General features: G+C 53.9%; 20 protein-coding genes and 2 pseudogenes. 8 read left to right on the top strand and 14 right to left on the bottom strand.

The genetic code is table 11. From position 1 onward, the window contains the following. Positions 1-3 precede the first annotated feature (3 nt). The gene (locus tag ACR0A1_RS12340; protein WP_170562078.1) at positions 4-1,110 is read right to left on the bottom strand and encodes a formyltransferase family protein; all 1,107 of its coding nucleotides are present in this window, start codon (positions 1,108-1,110) and stop codon (positions 4-6) included. Then, positions 1,107-2,060, bottom strand: coding sequence for a Gfo/Idh/MocA family protein (locus ACR0A1_RS12335; protein ID WP_480867720.1), 954 nt, complete (start codon positions 2,058-2,060; stop codon positions 1,107-1,109). The genes ACR0A1_RS12340 and ACR0A1_RS12335 overlap by 4 nt, the downstream gene beginning before the upstream one ends. 163 nt (positions 2,061-2,223) lie before the next feature. Between ACR0A1_RS12335 and ACR0A1_RS12330 the strand changes: the two genes are divergently transcribed. Next, entirely contained in the window at positions 2,224-3,726 is a 1,503-nt protein-coding gene (locus ACR0A1_RS12330) for a glycosyltransferase family 4 protein (RefSeq protein ID WP_480751645.1), read from the top strand. On the opposite strand, the pseudogene ACR0A1_RS12325 reads toward ACR0A1_RS12330, so the two are convergent. Beyond that, a pseudogene (locus tag ACR0A1_RS12325) lies at positions 3,723-4,229 on the bottom strand (UDP-N-acetylglucosamine 2-epimerase). The gene ACR0A1_RS12330 and the pseudogene ACR0A1_RS12325 overlap by 4 nt on opposite strands. 26 nt (positions 4,230-4,255) lie before the next feature. Here ACR0A1_RS12325 and ACR0A1_RS12320 point away from each other — a divergent pair. Then, positions 4,256-4,565 (top strand): annotated as a pseudogene (locus ACR0A1_RS12320) (transposase); the annotation flags it as partial. 74 nt (positions 4,566-4,639) lie between these two features. Here the strand turns inward: ACR0A1_RS12320 and ACR0A1_RS12315 are convergent. The 5 genes from ACR0A1_RS12315 to ACR0A1_RS12295 all read right to left on the bottom strand — a co-directional run bounded on the left by ACR0A1_RS12315 (position 4,640) and on the right by ACR0A1_RS12295 (position 12,593). After that, positions 4,640-7,432 (bottom strand): bifunctional aconitate hydratase 2/2-methylisocitrate dehydratase, encoded by a 2,793-nt coding sequence (locus tag ACR0A1_RS12315; RefSeq protein WP_480867718.1) that lies wholly within the window; start codon positions 7,430-7,432, stop codon positions 4,640-4,642. 291 nt (positions 7,433-7,723) lie between these two features. Beyond that, positions 7,724-8,212 (bottom strand): sarcosine oxidase subunit gamma, encoded by a 489-nt coding sequence (locus tag ACR0A1_RS12310; RefSeq protein WP_480771745.1) that lies wholly within the window; start codon positions 8,210-8,212, stop codon positions 7,724-7,726. 1 nt (position 8,213) lies between these two features. Beyond that, positions 8,214-11,084: a 2Fe-2S iron-sulfur cluster-binding protein gene (locus ACR0A1_RS12305; RefSeq protein WP_480867716.1), complete on the bottom strand. Its 2,871-nt coding sequence runs from the start codon at positions 11,082-11,084 to the stop codon at positions 8,214-8,216. Continuing rightward, positions 11,071-11,328, bottom strand: a complete 258-nt coding sequence (locus tag ACR0A1_RS12300; RefSeq protein WP_170635755.1) for a sarcosine oxidase subunit delta — start codon at positions 11,326-11,328, stop codon at positions 11,071-11,073. Before ACR0A1_RS12300 ends, ACR0A1_RS12305 begins: the two co-directional genes overlap by 14 nt. A gap of 14 nt (positions 11,329-11,342) precedes the next feature. Then, positions 11,343-12,593, bottom strand: coding sequence for an FAD-dependent oxidoreductase (locus ACR0A1_RS12295; protein WP_480867714.1), 1,251 nt, complete (start codon positions 12,591-12,593; stop codon positions 11,343-11,345). A gap of 272 nt (positions 12,594-12,865) precedes the next feature. Between ACR0A1_RS12295 and ACR0A1_RS12290 the strand changes: the two genes are divergently transcribed. Next, complete coding sequence (locus ACR0A1_RS12290) at positions 12,866-13,669, top strand: phytanoyl-CoA dioxygenase family protein (RefSeq protein WP_480867712.1); 804 nt, start codon at positions 12,866-12,868, stop codon at positions 13,667-13,669. 34 nt (positions 13,670-13,703) lie between these two features. Here ACR0A1_RS12290 and ACR0A1_RS12285 read toward each other — a convergent pair whose 3' ends face one another. Together ACR0A1_RS12285 and ACR0A1_RS12280 are read right to left on the bottom strand one after the other, a co-directional pair. Then, complete coding sequence (locus ACR0A1_RS12285; protein WP_480867710.1) at positions 13,704-14,753, bottom strand: aromatic ring-hydroxylating dioxygenase subunit alpha; 1,050 nt, start codon at positions 14,751-14,753, stop codon at positions 13,704-13,706. 96 nt (positions 14,754-14,849) lie between these two features. Then, complete coding sequence (locus ACR0A1_RS12280; RefSeq protein WP_170511717.1) at positions 14,850-15,779, bottom strand: LysR substrate-binding domain-containing protein; 930 nt, start codon at positions 15,777-15,779, stop codon at positions 14,850-14,852. Positions 15,780-15,874: 95 nt separating this feature from the next. Between ACR0A1_RS12280 and ACR0A1_RS12275 the strand changes: the two genes are divergently transcribed. The 3 genes from ACR0A1_RS12275 (at position 15,875) to ACR0A1_RS12265 (ending at position 18,380) form a co-directional block, all read left to right on the top strand. Continuing rightward, positions 15,875-16,960: a hypothetical protein gene (locus ACR0A1_RS12275; protein ID WP_480867707.1), complete on the top strand. Its 1,086-nt coding sequence runs from the start codon at positions 15,875-15,877 to the stop codon at positions 16,958-16,960. A 154-nt stretch (positions 16,961-17,114) separates the two neighbouring features. Further along, positions 17,115-18,059, top strand: coding sequence for a fatty acid desaturase family protein (locus ACR0A1_RS12270; protein WP_170646827.1), 945 nt, complete (start codon positions 17,115-17,117; stop codon positions 18,057-18,059). 3 nt (positions 18,060-18,062) lie between these two features. Next, complete coding sequence (locus ACR0A1_RS12265) at positions 18,063-18,380, top strand: non-heme iron oxygenase ferredoxin subunit (protein ID WP_170646826.1); 318 nt, start codon at positions 18,063-18,065, stop codon at positions 18,378-18,380. A 7-nt stretch (positions 18,381-18,387) separates the two neighbouring features. Here the strand turns inward: ACR0A1_RS12265 and ACR0A1_RS12260 are convergent, their stop codons facing one another. Genes ACR0A1_RS12260 through ACR0A1_RS12245 form a run of 4 tightly spaced genes read right to left on the bottom strand, consistent with a single transcriptional unit; the run spans position 18,388 to position 21,783 of the window. Beyond that, positions 18,388-19,269 (bottom strand): amino acid ABC transporter permease, encoded by an 882-nt coding sequence (locus ACR0A1_RS12260; RefSeq protein ID WP_170562105.1) that lies wholly within the window; start codon positions 19,267-19,269, stop codon positions 18,388-18,390. 53 nt (positions 19,270-19,322) lie between these two features. Beyond that, a complete protein-coding gene (locus ACR0A1_RS12255) occupies positions 19,323-20,156 on the bottom strand; it encodes a transporter substrate-binding domain-containing protein (protein ID WP_170393843.1) in 834 nt (277 codons plus the stop codon). A gap of 36 nt (positions 20,157-20,192) precedes the next feature. After that, on the bottom strand, positions 20,193-21,035 hold the full coding sequence (locus ACR0A1_RS12250; protein WP_170393841.1) for an amino acid ABC transporter permease: 843 nt from the start codon (positions 21,033-21,035) through the stop codon (positions 20,193-20,195). A gap of 1 nt (position 21,036) precedes the next feature. Continuing rightward, positions 21,037-21,783, bottom strand: coding sequence for an amino acid ABC transporter ATP-binding protein (locus ACR0A1_RS12245; protein ID WP_304621969.1), 747 nt, complete (start codon positions 21,781-21,783; stop codon positions 21,037-21,039). Between the two features lie 269 nt (positions 21,784-22,052). On the opposite strand from ACR0A1_RS12245, the gene ACR0A1_RS12240 reads away from it, so the two are divergent. Beyond that, complete coding sequence (locus ACR0A1_RS12240) at positions 22,053-22,631, top strand: carboxymuconolactone decarboxylase family protein (protein ID WP_480867704.1); 579 nt, start codon at positions 22,053-22,055, stop codon at positions 22,629-22,631. Positions 22,632-22,642: 11 nt separating this feature from the next. After that, positions 22,643-23,230, top strand: coding sequence for a helix-turn-helix transcriptional regulator (locus tag ACR0A1_RS12235; RefSeq protein ID WP_170393837.1), 588 nt, complete (start codon positions 22,643-22,645; stop codon positions 23,228-23,230).

Genomic DNA, 23,230 nt, shown 5'->3' with positions numbered 1-23,230 from the left:
GATCTAATGACGCCCTATCTTCTCTTGAAAATATCGTTCTAGGTGCTCTGCCTTTGCATCCTTTACATAATCCATAAGTGCTCGGCCATGCATATCTGTTCGCAAAGGATCTGCTCCACTTGCCAACAACGTATCCAAAAGTTCAAAACTTGCATTTGGATGAGCCATAAGCGCGGTTTTTGCATACATTAGAACAGTAGTGCCGTTTCTTCCGGTCGCGTTCGGATTTGCCCTGTGCTCTAGCAGGTAGTTTGTCAATTCAAGGCGCTGATTGAAGGCAGCCATGATCAGTGGCGTCCACCCTTTTTCAGTGCGCTCTTCCAGAAGATCAGGGTGGATTTCAAGTATCTTCGAAACAGCCTGTACGTCACCCTGGTTGCACGCCACCTTCATGCTTTCAAATGCCTGCATACGGACCCTAGTTGCACGCCAAGCTGGGAAGTTAAGTAAGGTTTCCCATTTTTTGGAGGGTGCCATGGGCTCATTTTTAGTGGGCCTATGAAGCGCAGTTGGCGACAGCTCCGATTTGGTCCAGCAATCCAAGAATTGTCTTAGCGCTGTGATTTGCAGTCGATAGGTGTTTTCCTGAACTATTTCAGGAGTATCCGTCGCGCTGATTTGAGTAGCGTCAAATGCCAGATGTTGCCCCGCGTCAACCCTGGGGTCTATCAGGTGAGTCGTAACCCCGGCATCGACTCCATTTTTGAGAGTATAGAAAAATGCATCCAGGCCGGATGTCTCGGGAATCTTTCCGGGATGAAAGTTCACAATACCCTGCTTGAAGGCTTCGATAACTGGTCGTTTGAGGATTCGCGCGCCGGATATGATACCTAGCTCCAAACCATGCTCATCAACCAGATTAATGATGCCGTCGATATCACTATGCGGCATTTCAACGAAAGAAAAACCTAAGCGCTCGCAGAGTTCCTTTGTATCAAGCGGTGGTACTGCCCTGAGCGTATGTGGGAAGTAAACTGTGCGATCCATTGATGGCAGCTTTTGAAAAGGTGCACCGATTACGGTCACCTCTCGTTGACCCATCAGCGCTAGCTCTACGAGAAAATCATGAGATTTTCGATGAGGAAACGCGTAGGCGAACACTGCAATCATTGATCAGTGCCGGAATTCAACTTGGGGTGCTGCTCGCCCTTGCGAGCTTCGATTGGTGCATTGCGGATATAGTTGACCATACCAATCGCTGGTCGATTTTCGTTAAGCCCAAACCCGTTCCCTTTCAAAATCTCTTCGTAGCTTCGCGTATGCAAATCAGCGAAACCACCAGAAAACTCGACCTCTTCTTCATTGATCGTGATCGACCGATAGGTTCTGGCTCCAGCTTCCCGCGCATCTGCCGGAACGTCGTTAATATCCAACGACAAGAACCAACGGCACCGGGCATGTTCGAACTCCAGATAACCCGCAGCCTTTGTCGGGGCATTGAGATGGACGTGGTTTGCCTGAAGGTCTCCGAAGAGAAAATGCAACATGTCAAAGAAATGCACGCCGATGTTGGTGGCAATACCGCCAGATTTGCGGACATCTCCTTTCCAGCTCTCCAGATACCAACGTCCACGGGATGTGATGTAAGTCAGATCGACCTCGTACTTGGTATCCTTGGGGCTGTTTCGAATCTTGTCCCTCAGAGCAATGATCGAGGGATGTACGCGCAACTGCAGGATCGTGTTTACGGTCTGTCCAGTCGCTTGCTCAATCGCTTCCAGGCCATCGATATCCTCTGGGTTCAACACCAGCGGCTTCTCACAGATCACATCGGCGCCAGAACGCAATGCAAACCGCATGTGGCTGTCATGGAGGTAATTCGGCGAGCAGATCGAGACATAATCAATTTTGCCCGCTTCGCTGCGACGTAACATGTCAACATAGCGATCAAAACGCTCAAACTCTGTGAAAAAATGTGCATCGGGGAAGTGGCTATCGATAATCCCAACGGAGTCGCTTGTGTCCAGAGCAGCCAACAACGTGTTTCCGGTATCCGTTATCGCCTTCATGTGGCGCGGCGCGATGTATCCTGCGGTTCCTATCAATGCAAAGTTGCTCATTCGGTGCGTCCCAAGTGCTCAAATTGTGCTACAGCGCTTCCAAGAATTTCTTTGGGAAGTCAAGAGAGGAAGGCATTTCAAGCATCGCCAATCACGCTGGAAACCCCGATCAACCTCTGTTAGAGCAGTTCGGAATTGTCAGAGCTAGATTGATCTTCGACCGATGTCAGACACCCGTGCCAAATCTCAAAAAACCGTATTCTGTCTTACCTACCACGAAATTACGGCGGATGCGCGCGTTCTCAAAGAAGCGCGCGCGCTTCAAGCAGCGGGCCACGATGTCCACATTTTCTGCGACTGGCCTGGAGGCTCGCCGCAAGAAGAGGTCATTGATGGCATTCAGATCACTCGATTCAACTGGCAGTCTTGTGAGAACATCACTGAAAAATTGCTTGAACGTTTCTCGTTTATGGAGCGAACGTCCGCTCAAGTCGAGCAACGTGTCTTACCGTATGTCGAATCCGCTATTCAGCTAAATTCTTTAAAAACCTGGTTGAAGACTTTCCTCACGGACGAAGCCGTCCAAAAGCTTGACCCGATGTACTACAAAAACTTCGGTGGTGATGAAAGGCGGGCTAGAAAACTCGTACACAAGCGGCTGCTTTGGAAAACACGGCTTGGACTTGGATTCGGAAAGGGCCCGAAAAACCTCAAGTCATTTATGTTGATGGCCCGAAAAGTCAGAGAGAATTTCTTTAAACTCTATCAGTTGGAATCATTGATTTACGCAGAAAACCTTTGCCACCTTAAATTTGATGATACCCCGGACGTCATTCACGCTCATGACATCTATTGTCTCCCGGCGGGCGTTGTGCTTGCAAAACAGTTTGGGGCGAAGCTTGTATATGACGCACATGAATATGAACCAGCACGGGCGACGAAGAATCCAACTGATGGATCGAACTTTGCAGAAAACCTAGAAGACGATTGCCTCCCCTTCGTCGATTATATGATCACCGTATCGTCGTCCATCGCAGATTTGTATGCCAAACGCTTCAAAGATAGTCCGACACTAATCCTCAACGCTCCAGAGATAGATGTCGATTACATAGACGGTCGTAATAAACAGGAATTGGATCAGCTTTCAATTCGTGCTCAGGCAAAAGTTGCAGACGGGGCGCCCTTGATTATTTTTACTGGCGGCATTCAAACATCGCATCGTGGGTTAGATAAAGTACTTGAGGCTTTGGTTCATCTTCCCGAAGTCAAGTTAGCTTCGATGGGCCCACGGCACCTCCGAAACGACAAGTGGTTCATGAGTGTCGCTCATGACCTAGGTGTGGATGATCGCGTTACCTTGCTTCCACCAGTGGCTGCTCCAGATGTACCCATAGCGATTAGTACCGCAGATGTTGCAGTCATTCCGATTCAAGATGCGTCATTAAGCTATCGGTTTGCAATGCCCAATAAGCTATTCGAAGCCGCGTTTGCAGGATTGCCGATCTGTGTCTCCGATCTTCCCGACATGCGCCGTTTTACAGAATCGCTCGGTTTGGGGCGAGCAATGGACGAAACAGATCCTCAGAGCATTGCTGAAGCTATTCGGGATGTCTTGGACCATCCCGAACGCTTTACGTTAAGCGTCGACAACAGAAGGAAGCTTTGGGAGACCTACAGCTGGCCTGCGCAAGCCAAGAAGTTGGCGGCGCTCTATGAAGGTATTTAAACTCGCGCGGCTAGTATCTGTGCGATTTGTTGCGAAGCGGTTCCATCACCATAGATTTCTATCTGATTTCCGCTAGTCCCTATCGCACTTAGGATACCATCCTCGATATCCCCTTCTATGGGCGAAACGATACGATTCCAGCCGCTTTCATCAAGCTCAATCGACCCTGTTTCCGTTCTAATAGTGACGCAGGGTACGCCGTAGAGATACGCTTCTTTCTGCATTCCGCTAGAGCCCGTAGAAACCAGCACCGCATTGCTTTCTAGAGCGACCATATCCAAGTACCCGACTGGGTTTATCGTTTAGACATATTCGAATTTACGACCGATTCCATTTATCTTTGCGGCAGTACGTTGATGAAATGGCAAGACAACCGGATTTTGTTTCGCAACCGCCTCCAGACCATCCACAATGCTTGTCAACGTTTCTAGCGAACCCGTATTTTTAGCTCTATGGATCGTCGCGAGTATGAACCCCTTTGCGTCAACCCCAATGTCAGTCAAGATCGTTGATTTCTGCTTGGACTCACCTCGCAGATCGCGGCTCTGATGCAAACCAGTTCAGGGAGTCTTCACAAGACAAGGGGATACGCGCTGGCATTCCAGGCCGAAAGCAACAAAGTACAACTTCAAATACGACAAACGCAGATGCAAGCGGCAAAACCGCGTTGAAATCATGTTCAGCAGGCTCAAGGGCTGTAGACGCGGCGCAACGCGCTATGAAGGCTGCCCAAAGGTCTTTCTCGCAGACATCGCTCTCGCGGAAACCGTCTCTATTGGTTGGGGATCATGACCCTACTGAAATGGCTAAATCTCATTCCGCAATACAAGCATTGCTAGACTTATCGATTCAGAATGGATTCTATTAGACAGCATAAGGCCGGTGCGCCTGAGCGGCGACCGGCCTTTTCCAATCAGAAATGTGCCGAATTGGAATTTGCGGGCTTGGCGACCGGAGGTGCAAAGCGGGTCAGGTCGATCCCTTCAACAGCGGCCTTGTATTCCTCGATTTTCGGAGTTCGCCCGAGGATGGCAGACAGTACAACTACCGGTGTGGAAGCCAGAAGGGATTCACCTTTCTTATCTTCCGAGTCCTCGACAACACGCCCTTGGAACAAGCGGGTAGATGTCGCCAGAACAGTATCACCTTTCTCAGCCTTTTCTTGATTACCCATGCAAAGGTTGCAGCCCGGACGCTCAAGATACAGCGTATTTTCGTATTCGGTTCGCGCTGATGTCTTGGGGAAAAGATCGTCGAATTCGAAACCGGAATATTCCTGAAGAATGCTCCACTCACCTTCTTCCTTTAACTCATCAACGATGTTGTAGGTTGGCGCCGCGACGACCAGAGGGGCTTTGAATTCAATCTTGCCCTCCTTCTTTTCAAGGTTCTTAAGCATCTGCGATACGATGATCAGATCACCCTTGTGGACCATGCAAGATCCGACAAATCCCAGATCCACTTTCTTTTCCCCTTTGTAGTAGGAAACAGGCCGGATCGTATCGTGCGTATAACGCTTGGAGACATCCGCGTTGTTCACATCAGGGTCGGCGATCATGGGCTCGTTGATCTCGTCCAGATCAACGACCAGTTCGGCAAAATACTCGGCATTTTCATCCGGCCTCAGGGCTGGAACTGCGCCGGATCTGATCTCGGCTATACGTGCGTCGGCTTTGTCGATCAGGCCTTGCAGGGTCCGTGCCTCATTCTCCATGCCCTTGTCGATCATGATCTGAATCCGACCTTTGGCGATTTCCAGTGACTCGATCAGGGTCTCGTCTTCGGAAATACAGATCGAAGCCTTCGCCTTCATCTCGGCCGTCCAGTCGGTGAAGGTAAAAGCCTGATCCGCCAGCAGGGTTCCGATATGAACTTCGATAATACGCCCTTGGAACACGTTATCGCCGAAAGCCTTCAGCATCTGCGCCTGTGTCGCGTGGACCACGTCGCGGAAATCCATGTGATCGGCCATTTTGCCTTTGAACGTCACCTTCACGGATTCCGGAATGGGCATGGTTGCTTCGCCCGTGGCCAGTGCCAAGGCAACGGTGCCCGAATCCGCCCCGAAAGCTACACCTTTGGACATGCGCGTATGCGAGTCGCCCCCAATGATGATGGCGCGATCATCCACGGTGATATCGTTGAGAACCTTGTGGATCACGTCGGTCATCGAGTGATATTCACCCTTGGGATCGCGCCCTGTGATCAGGCCGAAATTGTTCATAAACGCCATCAATTTTGGGATGTTGGCTTGCGCCTTCTTGTCCCAGACCGAGGCGGTGTGGCAACCGGACTGATACGCCCCATCGACGGTTGGAGAAATCACGGTCGCCGCCATCGCCTCAAGCTCTTGCGAGGTCATCAGGCCAGTGGTGTCCTGCGATCCTACGATGTTGACCTTGACCCGTACGTCCGACCCGGCGTGCAAGACCGTGCCTTCCACTACTCCCAAAGCGTTGCGGTTAAAGATCTTTTCGACCGCGGTCAGGCCCTGTCCATCTCGGCTGATCTCTTTCGACGGCGCAAATGCCGACTTCAGCTCGACTCCCAGTGTCTGTGCTGCAAATGTTTGCAACTTCTTGCCGAACACGATGGCGTAGGATCCGCCGGCCTTCATGAACTCCTGCTTTTGCGGAGTGAAGGACGAGGCAATATCAACAAGCTCTTTGGCGCCATCGGCGTCATAAAGCTTTTTGTCTTTCGTATTGATCGTGAGCACTGTCCCGGTTTCGACCGAGTACTTTTGCTCCAGGATAGGGCTGTCGTCATTGTTGAGGATCGGATTCCCCGCGGAATCGACTTTCTTGACCCAGTTTTTCAGGTCGATACCAATCCCGCCCGTCACACCAACGGTGGTCAGAAAGATCGGAGAGATACCGTTCGTGCCGGCCACGATCGGGGCAATGTTTACGAATGGCACATATGGGCTGGCCTGCTTGCCGGTCCAAAGCGCCACGTTGTTGACACCCGACATCCGGGACGAGCCAACGCCCATTGTCCCTTTCTCAGCAATCAGCATCACGCGTTTATCTGGGTGCTGGCGCTGTAATTCTTGAATCTCGTCTTGCGCTTGCTGCGAGATTAAGCACTTGCCATGCAGCTCCCGATCCGAGCGCGAGTGTGCCTGGTTGCCCGGCGACAGCAAGTCAGTCGAAATATCGCCCTCGGCAGCGATATACGTGACAACTTTGATCTCTTCCTCGATATCGGGCAGCTTGGTGAAGAACTCGGCCCGCGCATAGCTTTCAAGAATGTCGCGTGCGACCGGATTTCCGGCAGAAAACGCCTCCTTCAAACGATCCGTATCAGCCTCATATAGGAAGACCTGTGTTTTCAGCACTTCAGCCGCCTGCCCTGCGATCTCGGGATCACCACCCAAAGCCAGATCAAGAAGAACCTCAACCGAAGGACCGCCTTTCATGTGCGACAGCAGTTCAAAGGCAAAGGGTACTGAAATTTTGTCAACCAGCGCTTCGCCCTGAATGATCTCTTTCAAAAAACGTGCCTTCTCGCCAGCGGCGCTGGTCGTGCCGGGCAGCGTATTATAGATGAAATAGTTTAGAGAATCCGCACGATGCGCATGATCGACGTCCTTGATCTGCGTAACAAGCTCTTTGACAAGCGCGCCGTCATCAATCGGTTTCGGATGCAGACCCTGCGCTTTGCGGGCTTCAATTTCGTCGAGGTAGTTGGTGTAAAGGCTCATGGCTCGTTCCGGTATATGTGGCTCGATTAGCAGGGGCTCAAAGACGTTATGAACGCCCGAGGATCCTAATTGTATGCGGCGGTATACTAAATGATCGGAACTTGCAAGCCTTGCACCTGTGGCGCGATGTCCCGTCTAAAAGCAACACTTCACAAAGGATTTTGTGCCAGCCAATGATTTTCGATAAGTCCGCTATGTCCTTATCTGAACCCTGTTCCCGGACGATATGCATATAGACCGCCGAGATAATGAATAGCCATAAGGCGTAAACCGCCCCTGCTTCGAATTGCGTCAGGCAGTTGCTCGGGTCAGATAATCCTGAACCATGTCGCCAAAACTCTGTTCAACCGCAAACTCAAAACCAGCCTCGCAGCGCATCACAAGTGCTTTTAGGCCAAACAACTCGGAATAGGTTACTGCGTCTTCATCAAAAGCAGTGACATGCAGATCAAGCGGGCAGGCAATAGCCATCACTTCAGCGGCTTGGGGTCCGGCGACACTAAAGAAGGTAAGGGTGTCCGATATCCGCACTATACTGATGTCCGCAGGGCAATCCGTTGGTTTGAGCTGTGCTTCCAGTGCCTCTTCCAGTTCCAGCGAAGCACGTACAATCCAGTGATTGCGTCCAATGTGATATACCTCAAACGCTTCCTGCATCGCCCTCGTGTTGGGGCGGCTTGGCAGAGAAAATTCGGCCCAATTTTGAACGACCTCGGGATCCCCTTTGAGGTCAAACAGCGCATTCAGGGTTTGGCGTTCGATCTTGACGTCGTAGCTCATCTCAGGACCTCAGGCGCTGACCCTCGGGGTCATGGAATACAGGCTTTGTGATGGTCACCGGGATCACCTCGTCTTTCAGCCGAACATGCGCGGTTTGCCCGTGTCGCTCCTGCCCGTTCTTCAGCAACGCCAGGCCAACCCAGCGATTGTTGACGACGCTCCAGACGCAGGCGGTAACCAATCCTTCGGTCGCTTCTTTGCGACCTTCAGGGGTTAGTGGCGCGCCTTCGGGCACTTGCTTGTCAGGGTCTTCGGGCAAGATGCCGACCAATTCCCGGCGTTCCCCTACCGCTTCACGGCGCAAGTGGACCGAGCGCTTGCCTAGGTAGTCGGGCTTTTTCTTCGACATTGCCCAGCCCATGCCCAGGTCATAGGCGTCCACGGTACCGTCGACCTCGTGCCCCAGCGAAAGAAAGCCTTTTTCCACACGCAAGACATGGCTGGATTCCGATCCTACAGGCAGGATACCAAAGGGTGCACCAGCCTCCATCACCTTGTCCCACAAGGCGGCCATGTGGCGTGGGGCAACGTTGACCTCATAGGATAGTTCACCGGTGAAACTGACGCGCACAACCCGCGCAGGCAACCCCGCAACTGTACCGTCCCGGAACGACATGAAGGGGAATGCCTCGGGCGACAGATCGATATCCGTACACAGCGCGTGCATGACATCGCGCGCGCGGGGTCCACAAATGGTGGCGTTGTTCCACTGGCTTGTCACAGTTGTGATCATGACTTGCCAGTCAGGAAACTCGGTCTGAAGCAGCTTTTCCATGTGCTGGTTGACGGCGTCCGCGTGACCTGTTGAGGTCGAGATTATCCAGCAGTGCTGATCCAGCCGAAAGGCCACCCCGTCATCTATGATCAGACCGTCATCCGACAACATAAGACCATAGCGACCATCGCCGGGCTTCAGGCTGGACATGATGTTCGAATACAGAAAATCCAGAAAGCGCGGAGCATCGCGCCCTTTAAGCTCGAACGTGCCGAGCGGCGAACCGTCGTATACGCCAACGCCTTCACGCACCGCGCGGCATTCCCGGTTCACCGCCTCTTGCAGGCCCTCACCGGGTTTGGGAAAAAACCCCGGACGGCGCCATCGGGCACCAGCCTCATACATCACTGCGCCATAATCCTTGTTCCATTGGGTCACCGGCGTGTGCCGGTAGGGGAACAACACCGAGTCCTCACGCAGCCCCCCAATCGCACCGAATGAGACCGGCGTGTAGGGAGAGCGGAATGTCGTCGTGCCAACATCTTGCAATAGAACGCCCTTTTGCAGAGCAACGGTGCCAATAATGTTGATATTGCCCGTCTTGCCCTGATCTATGCCCATCCCGCCAGTGGTGTAGCGTTTGACATGTTCCACGTTGTCATATCCTTCACGCAGCGCCAGATGCACATCGCTGACCGCAACATCGTTCTGAATATCCAGGAATGCCTTTCCGCGTTGCCCTGGCACATCTACGCGCCATAGCGGTTCAATCGAATAAGGCAGCTCTGAACCGTCATCGATGATCCGATCCAGTGTCAGATCCCCCGTCGCCGCGCCGACGGCCCGACAGGATTGAATCGGTTGATCGGGCAAAAACGCAGCGAGTTCTTCATCAAACCGAAGTGTGCTGCGGGACTGAGACCACAAATGCACGGTTGGGTTCCAGCCTCCCGAATGGGCCAGCAGATCGCAGTCGATCCAGATCCCAGTGCCTCCGGTCTTGTGAACGGCCTTCACTGCACGGACGCGTTTGTATCCGCGGATATCGGCCGCAACTGTTCCGGCATGGATGTTTATCCCCGGCACCAGATCCAATGCATTTTGCGGAACCGTGTCGCGGCTATCGAGGATCGCGTTAACCGTTACCTCAGCTGCGACCAGATCGGCGGCCACTGCGTAAGCGCTGTTGTTGTTGGTGAACAGAACCACACTCTGACCGGGTGTCACGCCCCAACGATTAACATAGGCCTGCACGGATGAGGCCAACATGACGCCCGGCCTGTCATTATTGGCAAACACCATCGACCGTTCCGTGGCCCCGGTGGCAATCACCACCTCAGCAACACGGACCCGCCAGTTGCGTTCTAGAATGCTGGCCTGATCCGGCTCGCGTTCATTGACGATCAGTAGGTTGTGTTCGCGATAGGCCCATACGGTCGCGTTCTGAAGATGGGTGACGTTTGCCATTTGGCTTAGTTCTTCAACCGCTTCGCCCACCCAATCCATCGCCGGACGCCCGCCAATGATCAGGGTGCGGTTCAGGAGGCTGCCGCCCGCTTCGGTTCCCTCGTCTGCGAGGAAGACACGCTTGCCCGCCCGACCAGCCTCAAGTGCAGCTTGCAGGCCAGCGGGACCTGCACCTGCAATCAAGACATCTGCATGAGCGTAGCGCGCTTCGAAATGCCCCGATGACGGCGGGTGCGCAGGCGCTGCGGCCAAACCCGCTGCCTTGCGAATAGACGGTTCAAACAGATGCCAGTTAGGCCATTTGAAAGTTTTGTAGTAGAAGCCCGCAGGAATGAAACGGCTCAGCAGTTGATTGATCCCACCCAGATCAAACTCGGGTGAAGGCCAGCAATTGACCGAGCGTGCATTCAGCCCTTCGCGCAATGGAACCGTGGTCGCTGGACGGTTGCCCGAGGCGTCCTCGCCTTCCAGCTCCACAAGCGTTCCTGGCTCTTCGGGACCGTGTCCGACAATGCCGCGTGGGCGGTGGTACTTGAAACTACGGGCTGTTACTCGCACCCCGTTTGCCAGCAAGGCCGAGGCCAGAGTGTCCCCTTCGAACCCTTCGTAAGTTTTCCTATTGAACTGGAACGTCAGAGGGCGGCTTCGATCAACACGACCACCCACTGCGCGGCGATTAATCTGAGCCATCGGGCACCTCCACAATGTCATGTGTCACGGTATCCCGCCAGATTGTCAGCCACTCGCCACAGCCCCGTGCGTGCCACCACCGCTCTTGCACAGGCCCCATCGGGTTGGGCGTTATGGTCAGGTATTCGACCCAATCAGCATCGCTGACGGCGTTGGCATCGGGTCGAGCAGCACCGACCGGGCCGCCATAGACGAACTCACTTTCATTGCGTTTGCCACAGAATGGGCAGAGGATGAGCATCATGGTCCTGTCCCTTCCTATCTCGCCGTTGTGGTGCCGGCTTCCATCACAAATTCTAGATGGCGGAAACGGTCCAAAGTGAACGAGGCCATCAGCGGATGCGGCTCGCCTTTGGCGACCAGATGCGCAAGCGTCAGTCCGCCCGCAGGAATGGCTTTGTATCCGCCCCACCAGCCAGCGGTCACGAACAGCCCCGGTACGTCAGTCTGATCCATGATGGGCGAGGCATCATGGGCAATATCAAGATGCCCACCCCATTGGCGCATTAGTTTGAGTTTCTTGAAGCTCGGGAAAAGCGACAGCATCGCGGTCACAGTGTCTTCGAACACATGTTGCTTGATGTCGCGACGAAAGCTTTGCCCCATATCAGGAGCGCCGCCGATCACCATCTCGCCCTTGTCAGACTGGCTGAAATAGAACCCACTGTCCGGGCAATTTACAATGACATCCACCAAGGGCTTCACTGGTTCGGACACAAAGGCCGTCAGGTTCATCGTGCGCAATGGCAGCTTGAGCCCCGCTGTCTCGGTCAATGTCGTGGTATGGCCCGATACGGCCACCACAACCTTTTTCGCCCGCACGGTGCCGCGATTGGTCTCGACACCTTCGATGCGCCCATCAGCGCCACGGATCAATGCTTGCACGGCGGTCTGTTGGTGCATCTCCACCCCCATCGCATCCGCCGCGCGGGCATAGCCCCAGGCCACCGCATCATGACGGTTTACACCTGCGTCCGTGTGGACCATTCCGCAGATGATCGGCAGGCGCGCATCTGGCCCACCGCCTGTTAGCGCAGGTATGCGTTTGCGCAATTCTTCTGTCGTGATTTGTTCATATGTCGAGCCATAGATGTCCATGACCAATTGCCGACGCCGCAACTCTCGCAGTTTGGGCCAGGTCTGCACCACATCCACCATGGTGCGCTTGGAATGCATCATGTTGAAGTTCAACTCATGCGTCAGCCCTTCGTACATCTCGACGGATTTGACGTAGAACGGGATCGACTCGTCACGCATGTAATTTGACCGAATCGTAACCGTATTGCGCGCTATGTTTCCGCCACCCAACCAGCCCCGTTCCAGCACGGCGACGTCGGTTATGCCAAACTCTTTGGCCAGATAATAAGCCGTGGCCAGCCCGTGACCCCCTGCCCCGATCACCACGACTTCGTATTGATCTTTGAGCGGAGGGCTTCGCCAAGCCCGAGCCCAGTTTTTGTGGACCGAAAGTGCGTTTCGCGCGAGTGAGAATGCCGAATATTTTTGCATAGCAATCATAATATTTACTAAAAATAATCTATCATCAATAAATATATTTACCGTTAAGCAAAAATTCTTGGGCAATCAAAGGTCGTGGGCAACCATGGCGCATGACCTTCAAAATTGAACAGTTTCATCGGAATCTTGCTGGCAAATGGTCGGCCCGATCCCGCTGGCCCTGCTTTATCATAAACTGCCGCAGTTCACCCTCTCTCTGACTCCATGCAGACCGTGGCGCTTTGCGCCTGAATTCAAACCCGCCGGGAAATGAGGCGGATGCTATGGATGGAAGAACTATGATGAACACACCGGATACAGATACTGTTCAGCAAACGTATGCGCGCGACGGCGTCGTTTTATTGAGAAACATCCTCAGGGACGATTGGTTAAATAAGTTGCGTGATGCCGTGGACGAAGAGGTCAAAAAGGGTGACCGGTATTTTGCCTATAAAAATATGCGTGAAAAACCGGGTATCTTTCAGGACTATTGTCTGAACTCAGATATTGGAAAGCGCGTGGCCGAGGTGGCGGGCAGCCCCTGGACTTCGTTGATCTATGACCAAATTTTCGTGAAAGAACCTGGCACACGCACCCAGACCGGCTGGCATACAGATCAGCCCTATTGGCCTGTGGCCGGTCCCATCATGACAATGTGGATCGCACTTGATCCTGTCGACCCAGACAATGGAGCGCTGGAATTTGTCCGTGGCTCGCACGCTTGGGGCGCAAAATACCGGCCTTTCAAAACTGACCAACTTGGCAAGTTTCTTCACTATCTGGAAGAGGATAACCCGGACTATATCGACATGCCCGATTTCGAGGCGGATCGCACTAAATATGACATATTCCACTATGAACAGATGGAACCTGGCGATGCCCTGGCCTTCGATGGAATGACTGCGCATTCGGCGATGGTCAACCGAACCTCGACCCGTCGCAGGCGTGGATATGCGGTACGTTTTGCCGTTGAAGGTGCCACCTATGAACCGCGCGATAGCGTTACTGAATGGCTGCATGATGACGACCTGAAATCGGGTGCTCCCTTTGCCGGTGGGCGCTTCCCTGTCATCTATAGCAACACCTAAGATAAGGGGCCGGGAACTGGCCCCTGTTCAAGTTTTAGGCTTGCCGAATTGCACCCTCTGGCACAGCGGCCTCGGCCTCGATCGCTCGGTCGAGCACGCGTCGGTATGTTTTTGCCCCGGCATCCAAACCCAGATCAATATGCGGTGTCTGAGCGTTTTTCATGCCCTTGTGCACTTTTTCCAGCACATCTTTGTCTTCAAGAAACGCCATCCGCGCACCATCATTCATGAATTTCGAAACCTCGGCGTTGTCCGGATCAGAGTTGCGATGCTGGAACCAGAAATACCTGGTCTGATCCTCGTTGATTGGCGTCATGAAGTTGTAAGAGATGTTGATGAATGTCTCATCGACAGGATCTTTGTCATATCCACCCGTGCCAACCGGAGTATAGATGGACTTATTCAGCCCGATTGCGGGCATGCACATTTCGTAATGCTGCAAGCGGTCGCAATCGCCGTCGAACGAGACCAGTTTGGCATAGTAAGGCGATGGAGGTTTGTTTTCGATCCAGCGCGAGACAATCACGCCGCGATCTGTCTTTTTGACGTCCAGAGGCTCTTCATCCGTTCCCGCGCCGGCGAATGACGAGACATGTACCCAGGCCACGTGGCTGGGATCAAGCAGGTTGTCGCAAACCCAAAGATAATGGCAATCGATATCCATCACCCCGCCATCGGTTAGGCCCCAGCTCGTGTCATCAAAGTTTTCGATTGGGAAAATCAGGTCCGGATCAGCCAGTTCAGGATCGCCCATCCAGATCCAGAGCAGGCGATAGCGGTCGACAACTGGATAAGACTTCACCACCGCGCGCCGAGGCGTCATCCCCCGCTGCGTTGGGCTGTCCGTACATTTGCCCGAACAATCGAATGTCAGCCCGTGGTAGCCGCATTCGACCAGATCCCCTTTCAGATTGCCATCGGATAGCGGGAGCTTGCGATGCGGGCAGGCATCCTCAAGCGCAACGGGCGTCCCATCCTGCTGACGATAGAGCACAATGTTCTCACCCAGATATGTCTCAGCCTTCAGTTCGCGCCCGATATCCTTGCTCCAGGCGGCAACATACCAGCAATTTCTGAGGTACATGGTTTGCTCTCCAATTTGATCAGTTGGCTTAGCGCCATTATGGCAGCGTCAGTGCAATACACCATTCCGGATTTGTAATGATACATATAAGGCAAGCTAATTCGGCAGCATTACCGACGGGGGCAGATCGGGCTGCGAAGCAACTTCGGCCTTGATCCAGTTCAGGAACTCGCTGACTTTTTGGCTGTCTTTGCTATCAGGGCGCCGGACGAGCCAATAGGAAAGTGGCGATTGGGTCAGTTGCTGAAACGGTCGCACCAGACGGCCATCGCACAAGGCATCAATCACCAGCGGTTCGCGCCCAAGCGCCACGCCCAGCCCCTCAATCGCTGCCTGTATGACCATGTTTGATTGGCCCAATCGGCGCGTGCGCACTCCAGACGGCAATGTCAGATTGGATTGCCGCGCCCAGAACTCCCATGTTGGGCTGGACGTACCATGGTGCAGATTTTCATCTACCAGCAGTGTGTGCTGTGACAAATCTTCAATGCGCTTCAGTTCAGGCAACAGCGCGGGCGCGCAAACGGGAAACAGCCTTTCCCGCATAAGCAAATCCACTTCAAACCCGGGATATTCACCAAGACCATATCGAATGCCGATATCGGAATCTGCGCCGGAAAACGGATAGTATCCCGTATCCGTCGCGATCGAAATAGACAGGTCCGGGTGGGCCAAATCAAAGTGCAGAAGCCTTGGAAACAGCCAGTTGAATGCAAACCCCGGCAAGCATGAAATCACGATGGTCCGGTCCGCACGCGTTCGATCGCGAAGTTGCGCACACACATCTGAAATGCGCCCCAACCCATCCGAGATTGCCTGCGCCAATTGCTCACCTTCGCGGGTAGGTCGCGATTGCCGCGCACCGCGCACCAGCAAATCCCGCCCAAGCCATTCCTCAAGCGATCTGACGTGCTGGCTGACGGCACTTTGGCTGACCCCCAGTTCCTCGGCGGCAGGTGAAAAGCCGGAATGGCGTACAACTGCCTCAAAGGCTCGCAGCGCGGAGTATGGCAGATTCAAGATCATATTAGTCATCCTAATGTCAGCCATTATCACTTTCAAATGGATTGCCGGCGGCCTTAGGCCGTAAGTTGATAATGTCAAGTAATCAGGAGATGTCGATGTCCGACATGACGCCAGAGCGGGGCGCTTACAATCTGCTGGTCAATTGCGCCCGCGCGGCGGCGGGTGAAAGGCTGCTGATTGCCTATGAACCTGCAGAGTTTGGATATTTCGACGCCGACAGCGTAAATGTTGTCAGTCAGGCGGCCCGTCAACTTGGGCTGGGGGTCGACACGGTTGATGTAGGCTTCAATCCGGACAATCCGCAATTATCGCCCGATCTGCTTGCCCGGTTCGAAGCGGCAGACATCATTCTATTTCTGGCCCGGCTTGGGGATCAGTTGCGGTTCTCAGACATGCCGCAGGGTAAGAAAGTCATCGTTAGCTTCGCTTTAACCAAAGAAATGCTGGGATCTGGTTTTTCCAACGGCCACCACGATGCGTTCATGGAGCTTAAGGCCGATATCAACGCGGTCTTGGACGCGGCCAGCGAGGTGCGGATCACTTGCCCTTTGGGCACTGATGTAAGCGGTCGGCCAGTGATGAACCTGCAACCATCGGGCGACACCTCGATCCTGCGCTTTCCGATGTCAGTCTTTACCCCGGTTCCTGCCCACAGTTTCTCGGGCCGTGTGGCGATCAGTTTTCTGACGGGAACGGGGTCGAAGTATTACGATGACTACACCATCGAATTCGACCGCCCTGTCTTTGCGATGATGGAGAATGGACGGCTGCAGCGTTTTGACGGCGATCCCGCCAACGCAGCACGGGCCGAGGCGCATTATGACCGGGTAGCCAACCAGTTGGGAATTGATCGCAATTTCGTGCACTCTTGGCATGCAGGTATCCATCCGGGCTGCGGCTACCCCTGGGATATGCGCGAAAACTATGAACGCTGGGGCGGCTCCGCTTTCGGAAATCCACGCATCCTGCATTTCCACACCTGCGGGGCGTACGCGCCCGGAGAAATCAGCTGGAACGTTATTGATCCTTCCATCGAAATCGATGGCGTAACTTATTGGGACCGCGGTACATTCCATGCCGAACGGCTGCCTTGCGGTCAATCAATCCTGGATCGGCACCCCTGCGCGGCCGCCCTGTTCGCCCATCCCGATCCGGATATCGGTCTGTGTGCAGTTGGCTGATCAATAGCGGCTTGATCGAATCACAAGCTGTGGAAATACTCTTTGATAATAGGGTCTGTTCGAGTTGGCCCTATGGTGCGGAGCACTCCCGTCTCCGGTGCCGGAATATGCGCAGAGGGCAAGACCCCCGCTCCGGCAAAATCATGGAAATCACATGTCAAAAGCTATCGTCACGCCGCTGACTCAGGCTCTGGCCGAAGGAAAACTGACACGCGAAGAGCTTAAAGGATTCATGCAACGCTCGAACGGGCCCGGATTGCGCCATTTGGCGCTTTGGTTTCTGGTTCTGGCCTGCACGACAACGCTGATCACTCTAGCCTGGAACAGCTGGCTGATCTGGCCCGCGATGTTCCTGCAAGGCACCGTTCTGGTGCACCATTTCTCACTGCAACATGAATGTGTGCACTATACTGTGTTTCGCACCCGTTGGCTGAATGATCTGGTTGGCCAGATTTGCGGGCTGATCATTATCCTGCCGCATCGGTTCTTTCGGTATGAGCATTGCGATCACCATACCTATACCCAACTGACTGGCGAAGACCCCGAACTGATCCCGCTACCCAAAACGCTTGGCGAGTATCTTCTGTATCTGTCCGCCTTGCCCTACTGGCGCGCCAAGTTTACCGAGCTGTTTCGCCATGCATTTGGCAAACTCAGTGCGGCAGAACTGCGCTTTATTCCCAAGGAAGAACACCAATCGGTCTATTGGGACGCGCGTCGTATGCTTGCCATCTACGCGGTTGTCTTTGTTGCTATGGCGATCACCGGGTGGTGGGGCCTGATCTGGTACTGGATCATACCATTGTTTCTGGGCGAGCCCGTGATGCGATTTGTGCGCATGACCGAACATGTTGGGCGGCCAACCGTGGCTCAGATGTCAGAGAATACACGCACCAATCTGGTGTCAAAACCGATGTCCTTTCTGTGCTGGAATATGAACTATCATGCTGAACATCATTATGTCGCCTCGGTCCCATTCCACGCCCTGCCCCGGCTGCATGAGAAGCTGAAGGATCATATCTTTGTCGAAAAGGGCGGATATCTTGCCGCGCATCGCGACATTCTGCGCCAGATCATGCAACGCAAAGCGAGGACCTGAGCGATGCAGGCAGACAAACCATGGCGCGATCTGATCGAGGCATCTAAACTGGAAAAAAACTGGGTCACGCGGGTCGCAGTCGGGCGACGATTGATTGCGGTATATGACACACCCAGCGGTGTCTACGCCTCACTGGCATTGTGCAATCACGGTGGCGCAGATCTCTGCGATGGTTATTTTGACGGCCATGTCATCGAATGCCCCTTGCATCAGGGCGCGTTCGACGTTCGGGAAGGCAAGCCTGTTTCTGCACCTGCGACCCGAGCCATGCGCGTATTCGAAACGCGCATAATAGACGGGATGGTTCAGGTCCGTATGTGACCAGAACCTAGCGCTTATCTGATCGTTTTTCGAGCCGCGCGAAAATACGGCTAAGACCGAAGCAGACGACAAAATAGAATGCAGCCGTTGTGATCCATGCCTCAAAGATCATCCGGGACGAAGCGACCAACTCGACGGTCTTGTAGGTCAGTTCCTGAACCGAGATCAGCGACAAGATCGAGCTGTCCTTGATTAGTGAGATGAACTGGTTGGCCAGCGGCGGCACGACCTTTTTCATCGCCTGCGGCAGCACGACATAGCGAAGCTCTTGCAAACGGCTCATACCGATCGAGCGTGCAGCTTCACGCTGACCTTTGGGGATCGATTGAATACCGGCACGGACAATTTCGCCGACAAATGCGCTTTCAAACAGCGCCAGAACGATGACACCTGAGACAAGCGACGGAAAGCGCCGCATCTCACCAAAGAAAAATGTCCAGATCTGGTTGTCTTCCTGCCGCGCAATTCCACGCGCCCAGCGTTCAAGGTTCAGTGCGTCGATCAGTTGCTGCGACAGGAAGAAAAAGAAAATAAAGACAACAACAACCGGTGGGACATTACGCAGAAATTCAAGATAAGTGCGTGCCAGCATGCGTATGGTCAGGTTGGCAGAACAGCGCGCGATCCCCAGAATTGTACCCAGAATGAGCGCCAAAATGCCGGAATAGATGCTGATACGAACCGTCGCCACCAAGCCTTGCAGCAATAGATTGGCAAAATACTCTTCTCGCCCAGTATGCCAGCCGACGATGTAGCTGGGGATCAATTCCCACCGCCACTTATAGTTCAGCGTACCTTCGATCGACAGCCAGATATATCCGAAGAAGGCGATCAATACCGCCACGATCAGATAATCTGGCCATCTGAGTTTTCTAAGAAATTCAGGCACCTGGGCGCTCCGCTTCAGGCCCGAGGGCGGCTGACCCGCCCCCGGCTAATTGGTTATTGGGCAACCTGGTCTGCCCACTCTTCAGTTGCGAACCAATAGTTGTGACGCTCTTCCAACCAACCCGACCGCCAGTTCTGAGCGATCCAATTGTTGAAAAAATTCATGGCGTCCGGATCGCCCTTGCGTACTCCGAACGCTTCGCCACGCGGATCATAGAGGTTATCGAACGGAACGGTCAGAGTTTCCGGATGACGACCGGCCTCGCGGTTCGGCGTAGGTTGAGCCGCCATCGAAGCATGCGCGTTTCCGTTTAGCACTTCTTGCGTTGATGCACCGTCTTCATCAAACAACAGCAGCGTCGCGTTGGGGAAGTTTTCCGCGATCACCGTAGCTGGTGTCGCACCTCGACGAGCGGCAAAGGTGACCTCAGGTTTATTGAAATCTTCCAAAGACATACCATCGGTCAACTGTTTGTTAGCCATAATAGCCAGGCCCGAATACGCGTAGGGATCGGTGAAGTTGATCGTCAAGTTTCGCTGCGCAGTCACCGACATGCCCGAGATGATCACGTCGAAATTGCCGGATACGAGCGCCGGGATGATGCCATCCCAGGCGGTCGGTACAAACTCGACCTCTACACCCATGTCCTCGGCCAGCTTGCGACCGACATCCAGTTCGAACCCGATCAGATCACCATTCTTGTCGCGCATCGACCACGGCACGAACAGCGAAAGACCAATCCGGATCACTCCATCCTGTTTGATCGTTTCAATCACACTTTCGCGGGACAGTTCCTGAGTCGCACTTTGCGCCCAGCCTGAGGTCGCCATGCCTGTTGCCACGACCGCGCCCAGGGCCGCCCCGAGCATTCTGCGAGATAGCTTCATCTTGGTTCTCCTTGTTGTCCGGTTAAGTTCTTGTGGTTATTGGTCGACGGCATATTTCTTCTCCAGATAGCTTACGCCAATCGACAGGATCAGGGTCACCACCAGATAGACCAGCGCGATAGTGAACCAGATTTCAAAACTCATATACGTGTCGGATATAATGTTGCGCCCGAAGGTGGTGAGTTCGGCCACGGCAATGACGCTGACAATAGCCGAGGATTTGATCAAGTGGACGACCTCGCCCGTCATGGGCGGTAGCATAAAGCGAACAGATTGCGGCAGAATGATATATCTGTAGGTCTGATAGGGGGTCATACCGATAGACTTGGCCGCCTCCCACTGACCAGATGGGATGGCGTTGATCCCCGCCCGTAGGATTTCTGAAATCAAGGCTGAATGAAACACCGCCAAAGTCAGGATGCTGGCGGTATATCGATCAAATCCAAAGATAGGACCCAGGACATAATAGAACAGGTAAAGCAGAACCAGCAGAGGGATATTGCGGATCAGTTCAAGGTAGGCAACCGCGACAGCAGTGCCAACTACCAAGCCGGACAAGCGCAGTAACGCCACTAGCAACCCGATAGCTGTGGCCAGCAGAAACGAGGTAACTGACAGCTTGATCGTGGCAACCAGTCCGATGGGGATTTCGCCCCACTCGAACCCAATCTCGGTGTTGCGGTACAGGAATTGGGGCACGCGATACCACTGCCAATTATAGCCCATACCCTGCGCGCCAACATATGACCCGTAGGCGATCAACCCGACAATAACCGCATAGATCACGACGGACACTAACACCGAGCCAAAGAACCGCTTGTATAGTGGCGGCTTCGGCAGCGCTTGCCCGCGTCCCTGTGATATGCCCAGATCGGTCACGTTAGTGTTCCAATATCTGGTTCAGGAATAGACGGCAGCGCTCGCTTGACGGGTTGGTGAAGAACTGATCGGGCGGCGAGATTTCAACGATCTGCCCCGCCTCCATAAAGACCATCGTGTCGGCGACCTTGCGCGCAAACCCCATCTCATGCGTGACAACCACCATGGTCATGCCCGTATCGGCCAGTTCAACCATCACATCCAGCACCTCGTTGATCATTTCGGGATCAAGCGCGGATGTTGGTTCATCAAATAGCATGATCCGTGTTTCCATGCACAAGGACCGCGCGATAGCGACGCGCTGTTGCTGCCCCCCCGACAATTGCGCCGGGTACTTGTCGGCCTGCTCGGGGATGTGAACGCGATCAAGATAATTGCGCGCGGTTTCCTCGGCCTGCGCCTTGGATAGCTTGCGCACCTTCATCGGTCCGATCATCAGGTTTTCAAGCACAGTCAGGTGCGGAAACAGGTTGAACTGCTGGAAGACCATGCCGACTTCCTGTCGTAGTTCACGGATTTCCTTGGCACCCTCATAGACTTCGATCCCATCGATCACGAGACGCCCGGAATTATGCCATTCTAATCCGTTGAAACAGCGGATCAGCGTGGATTTTCCCGATCCGGACGGGCCGCAGATTACCACCTTCTCGCCCTGATGAACGGTCAGATCGATGTTCTTGAGCGCATGGAAAGTCCCATAGAACTTATCCAGATTGGTCACTTCGATCATGGGGGAGAGCTGTGTCATACCGAACCTGTCAAGATGCGGATCAGCTGGCGCCGCTGATCTATGACGCTGTGGTAGTGCGATCGCAACATGAGGTCATGCACGCATGCGCACGAAGTCATTCGCGGCGATTCAGGCAGAGTGGAGAGATCTGGCAAAGCTTCAGAATCCTCAAATTCGTTGCGCGCTGTTCAATATGGTTGCTTAATGTGCAATATTCGTCAATAAAAAACTCAGCCGAACGGCACACGCCGCGAAAATAGAAACAGAAAACTCGAGAGGAAACGTGAATGTCCGCCTGGATTCGGATGATATCTGACGAAGATGCCGACGAGCACCTGAGAGCGACTCTGGATCTGGCGCGCACACCACACGGGACCGTGGACAACGTGATGCGTGTGCATTCACTGCGTCCCAACACCATGAAAGGTCACGTCATTCTGTATCGCGCGTGCCTGCATGATGAAGCCAATTCCATACCCATGTGGTTTCAGGAAGTCATCAGCTCTTACGTATCGACGTTGAACACCTGCCCCTATTCTTATGCCAACCACTGGGCAAACGCCCGACATCTGATCGGTGACGACGCACGCGCCGACACAATCGAGGCCGCGTTAAAGGCCCATCGTCCGCAGGATGCATTTGAAGGTGCGCAGTTGGCCGCGCTGATCTATGCGCAAAAGCTGACCCTGTCGCCGGGTGCAATGGAGGAATCCGAAGTTCGCGCATTGAAAGATGCCGGCTGGGAAGACGGAGAGATTCTCGAGATCAACCAGATCGTCGGATATTTCAATTATGCCAACCGATTGCTGAATGGTCTGGGTGTCACAACGGAAGGGGACGTGGTGGGCTACTACGCCGAGGATTGACGGATTGAATCATGCACGATGACACGCCGGGAAGACAGATTGATCGCGCTATTGGTGCCTCGCTCAGGGAGCTGCGCCAAAGCCGCAAGCAATCCGCCCGTCGTTTGGCAGAACAGTCTGGTATCTCGGCTGCAATGGTCAGCCGTATCGAAAACGGGTTGGTCTCTCCGTCAATCGATACGCTGGCTGCACTTGCCGAGGCGTTGGAAGTGCCAATCGTATCGCTGTTTCGCGAAGCGCGGACAGACCACACCGACTATACGCTGGTTCGCCATGGCGAAGGGCTAAAGTCTACGCGACTGGCGGGCGGCCATTCGCACGAATACGTCAACCTTGCGCTGCATTCCCGGAAGGACCTGCGCTTTCAGGCCCGTCGTGTCACGTTGTTGCGCGACGAGGGGCAGCCGCCCACTTATGTCGGCCATGGCGTCGTGTTTGTGCAGGTTCTCGAAGGGCAGGCCATCTATCGCTATGGCGAGGCCCGATTTACTCTTTCAGCAGGAGACAGCATCAGCGTCGATGCAGAGCTGAATCACGGCTTCGAAGAGGTACTGACCCCCGAGTTCGTCTTCCTGACCGTTCAGGCCGAGCGTCCGTAG

It is taken from the genome of Ruegeria sp. D6 (assembly GCF_056534365.1).
This window is presented reverse-complemented; position numbering and strand designations above follow the sequence as displayed.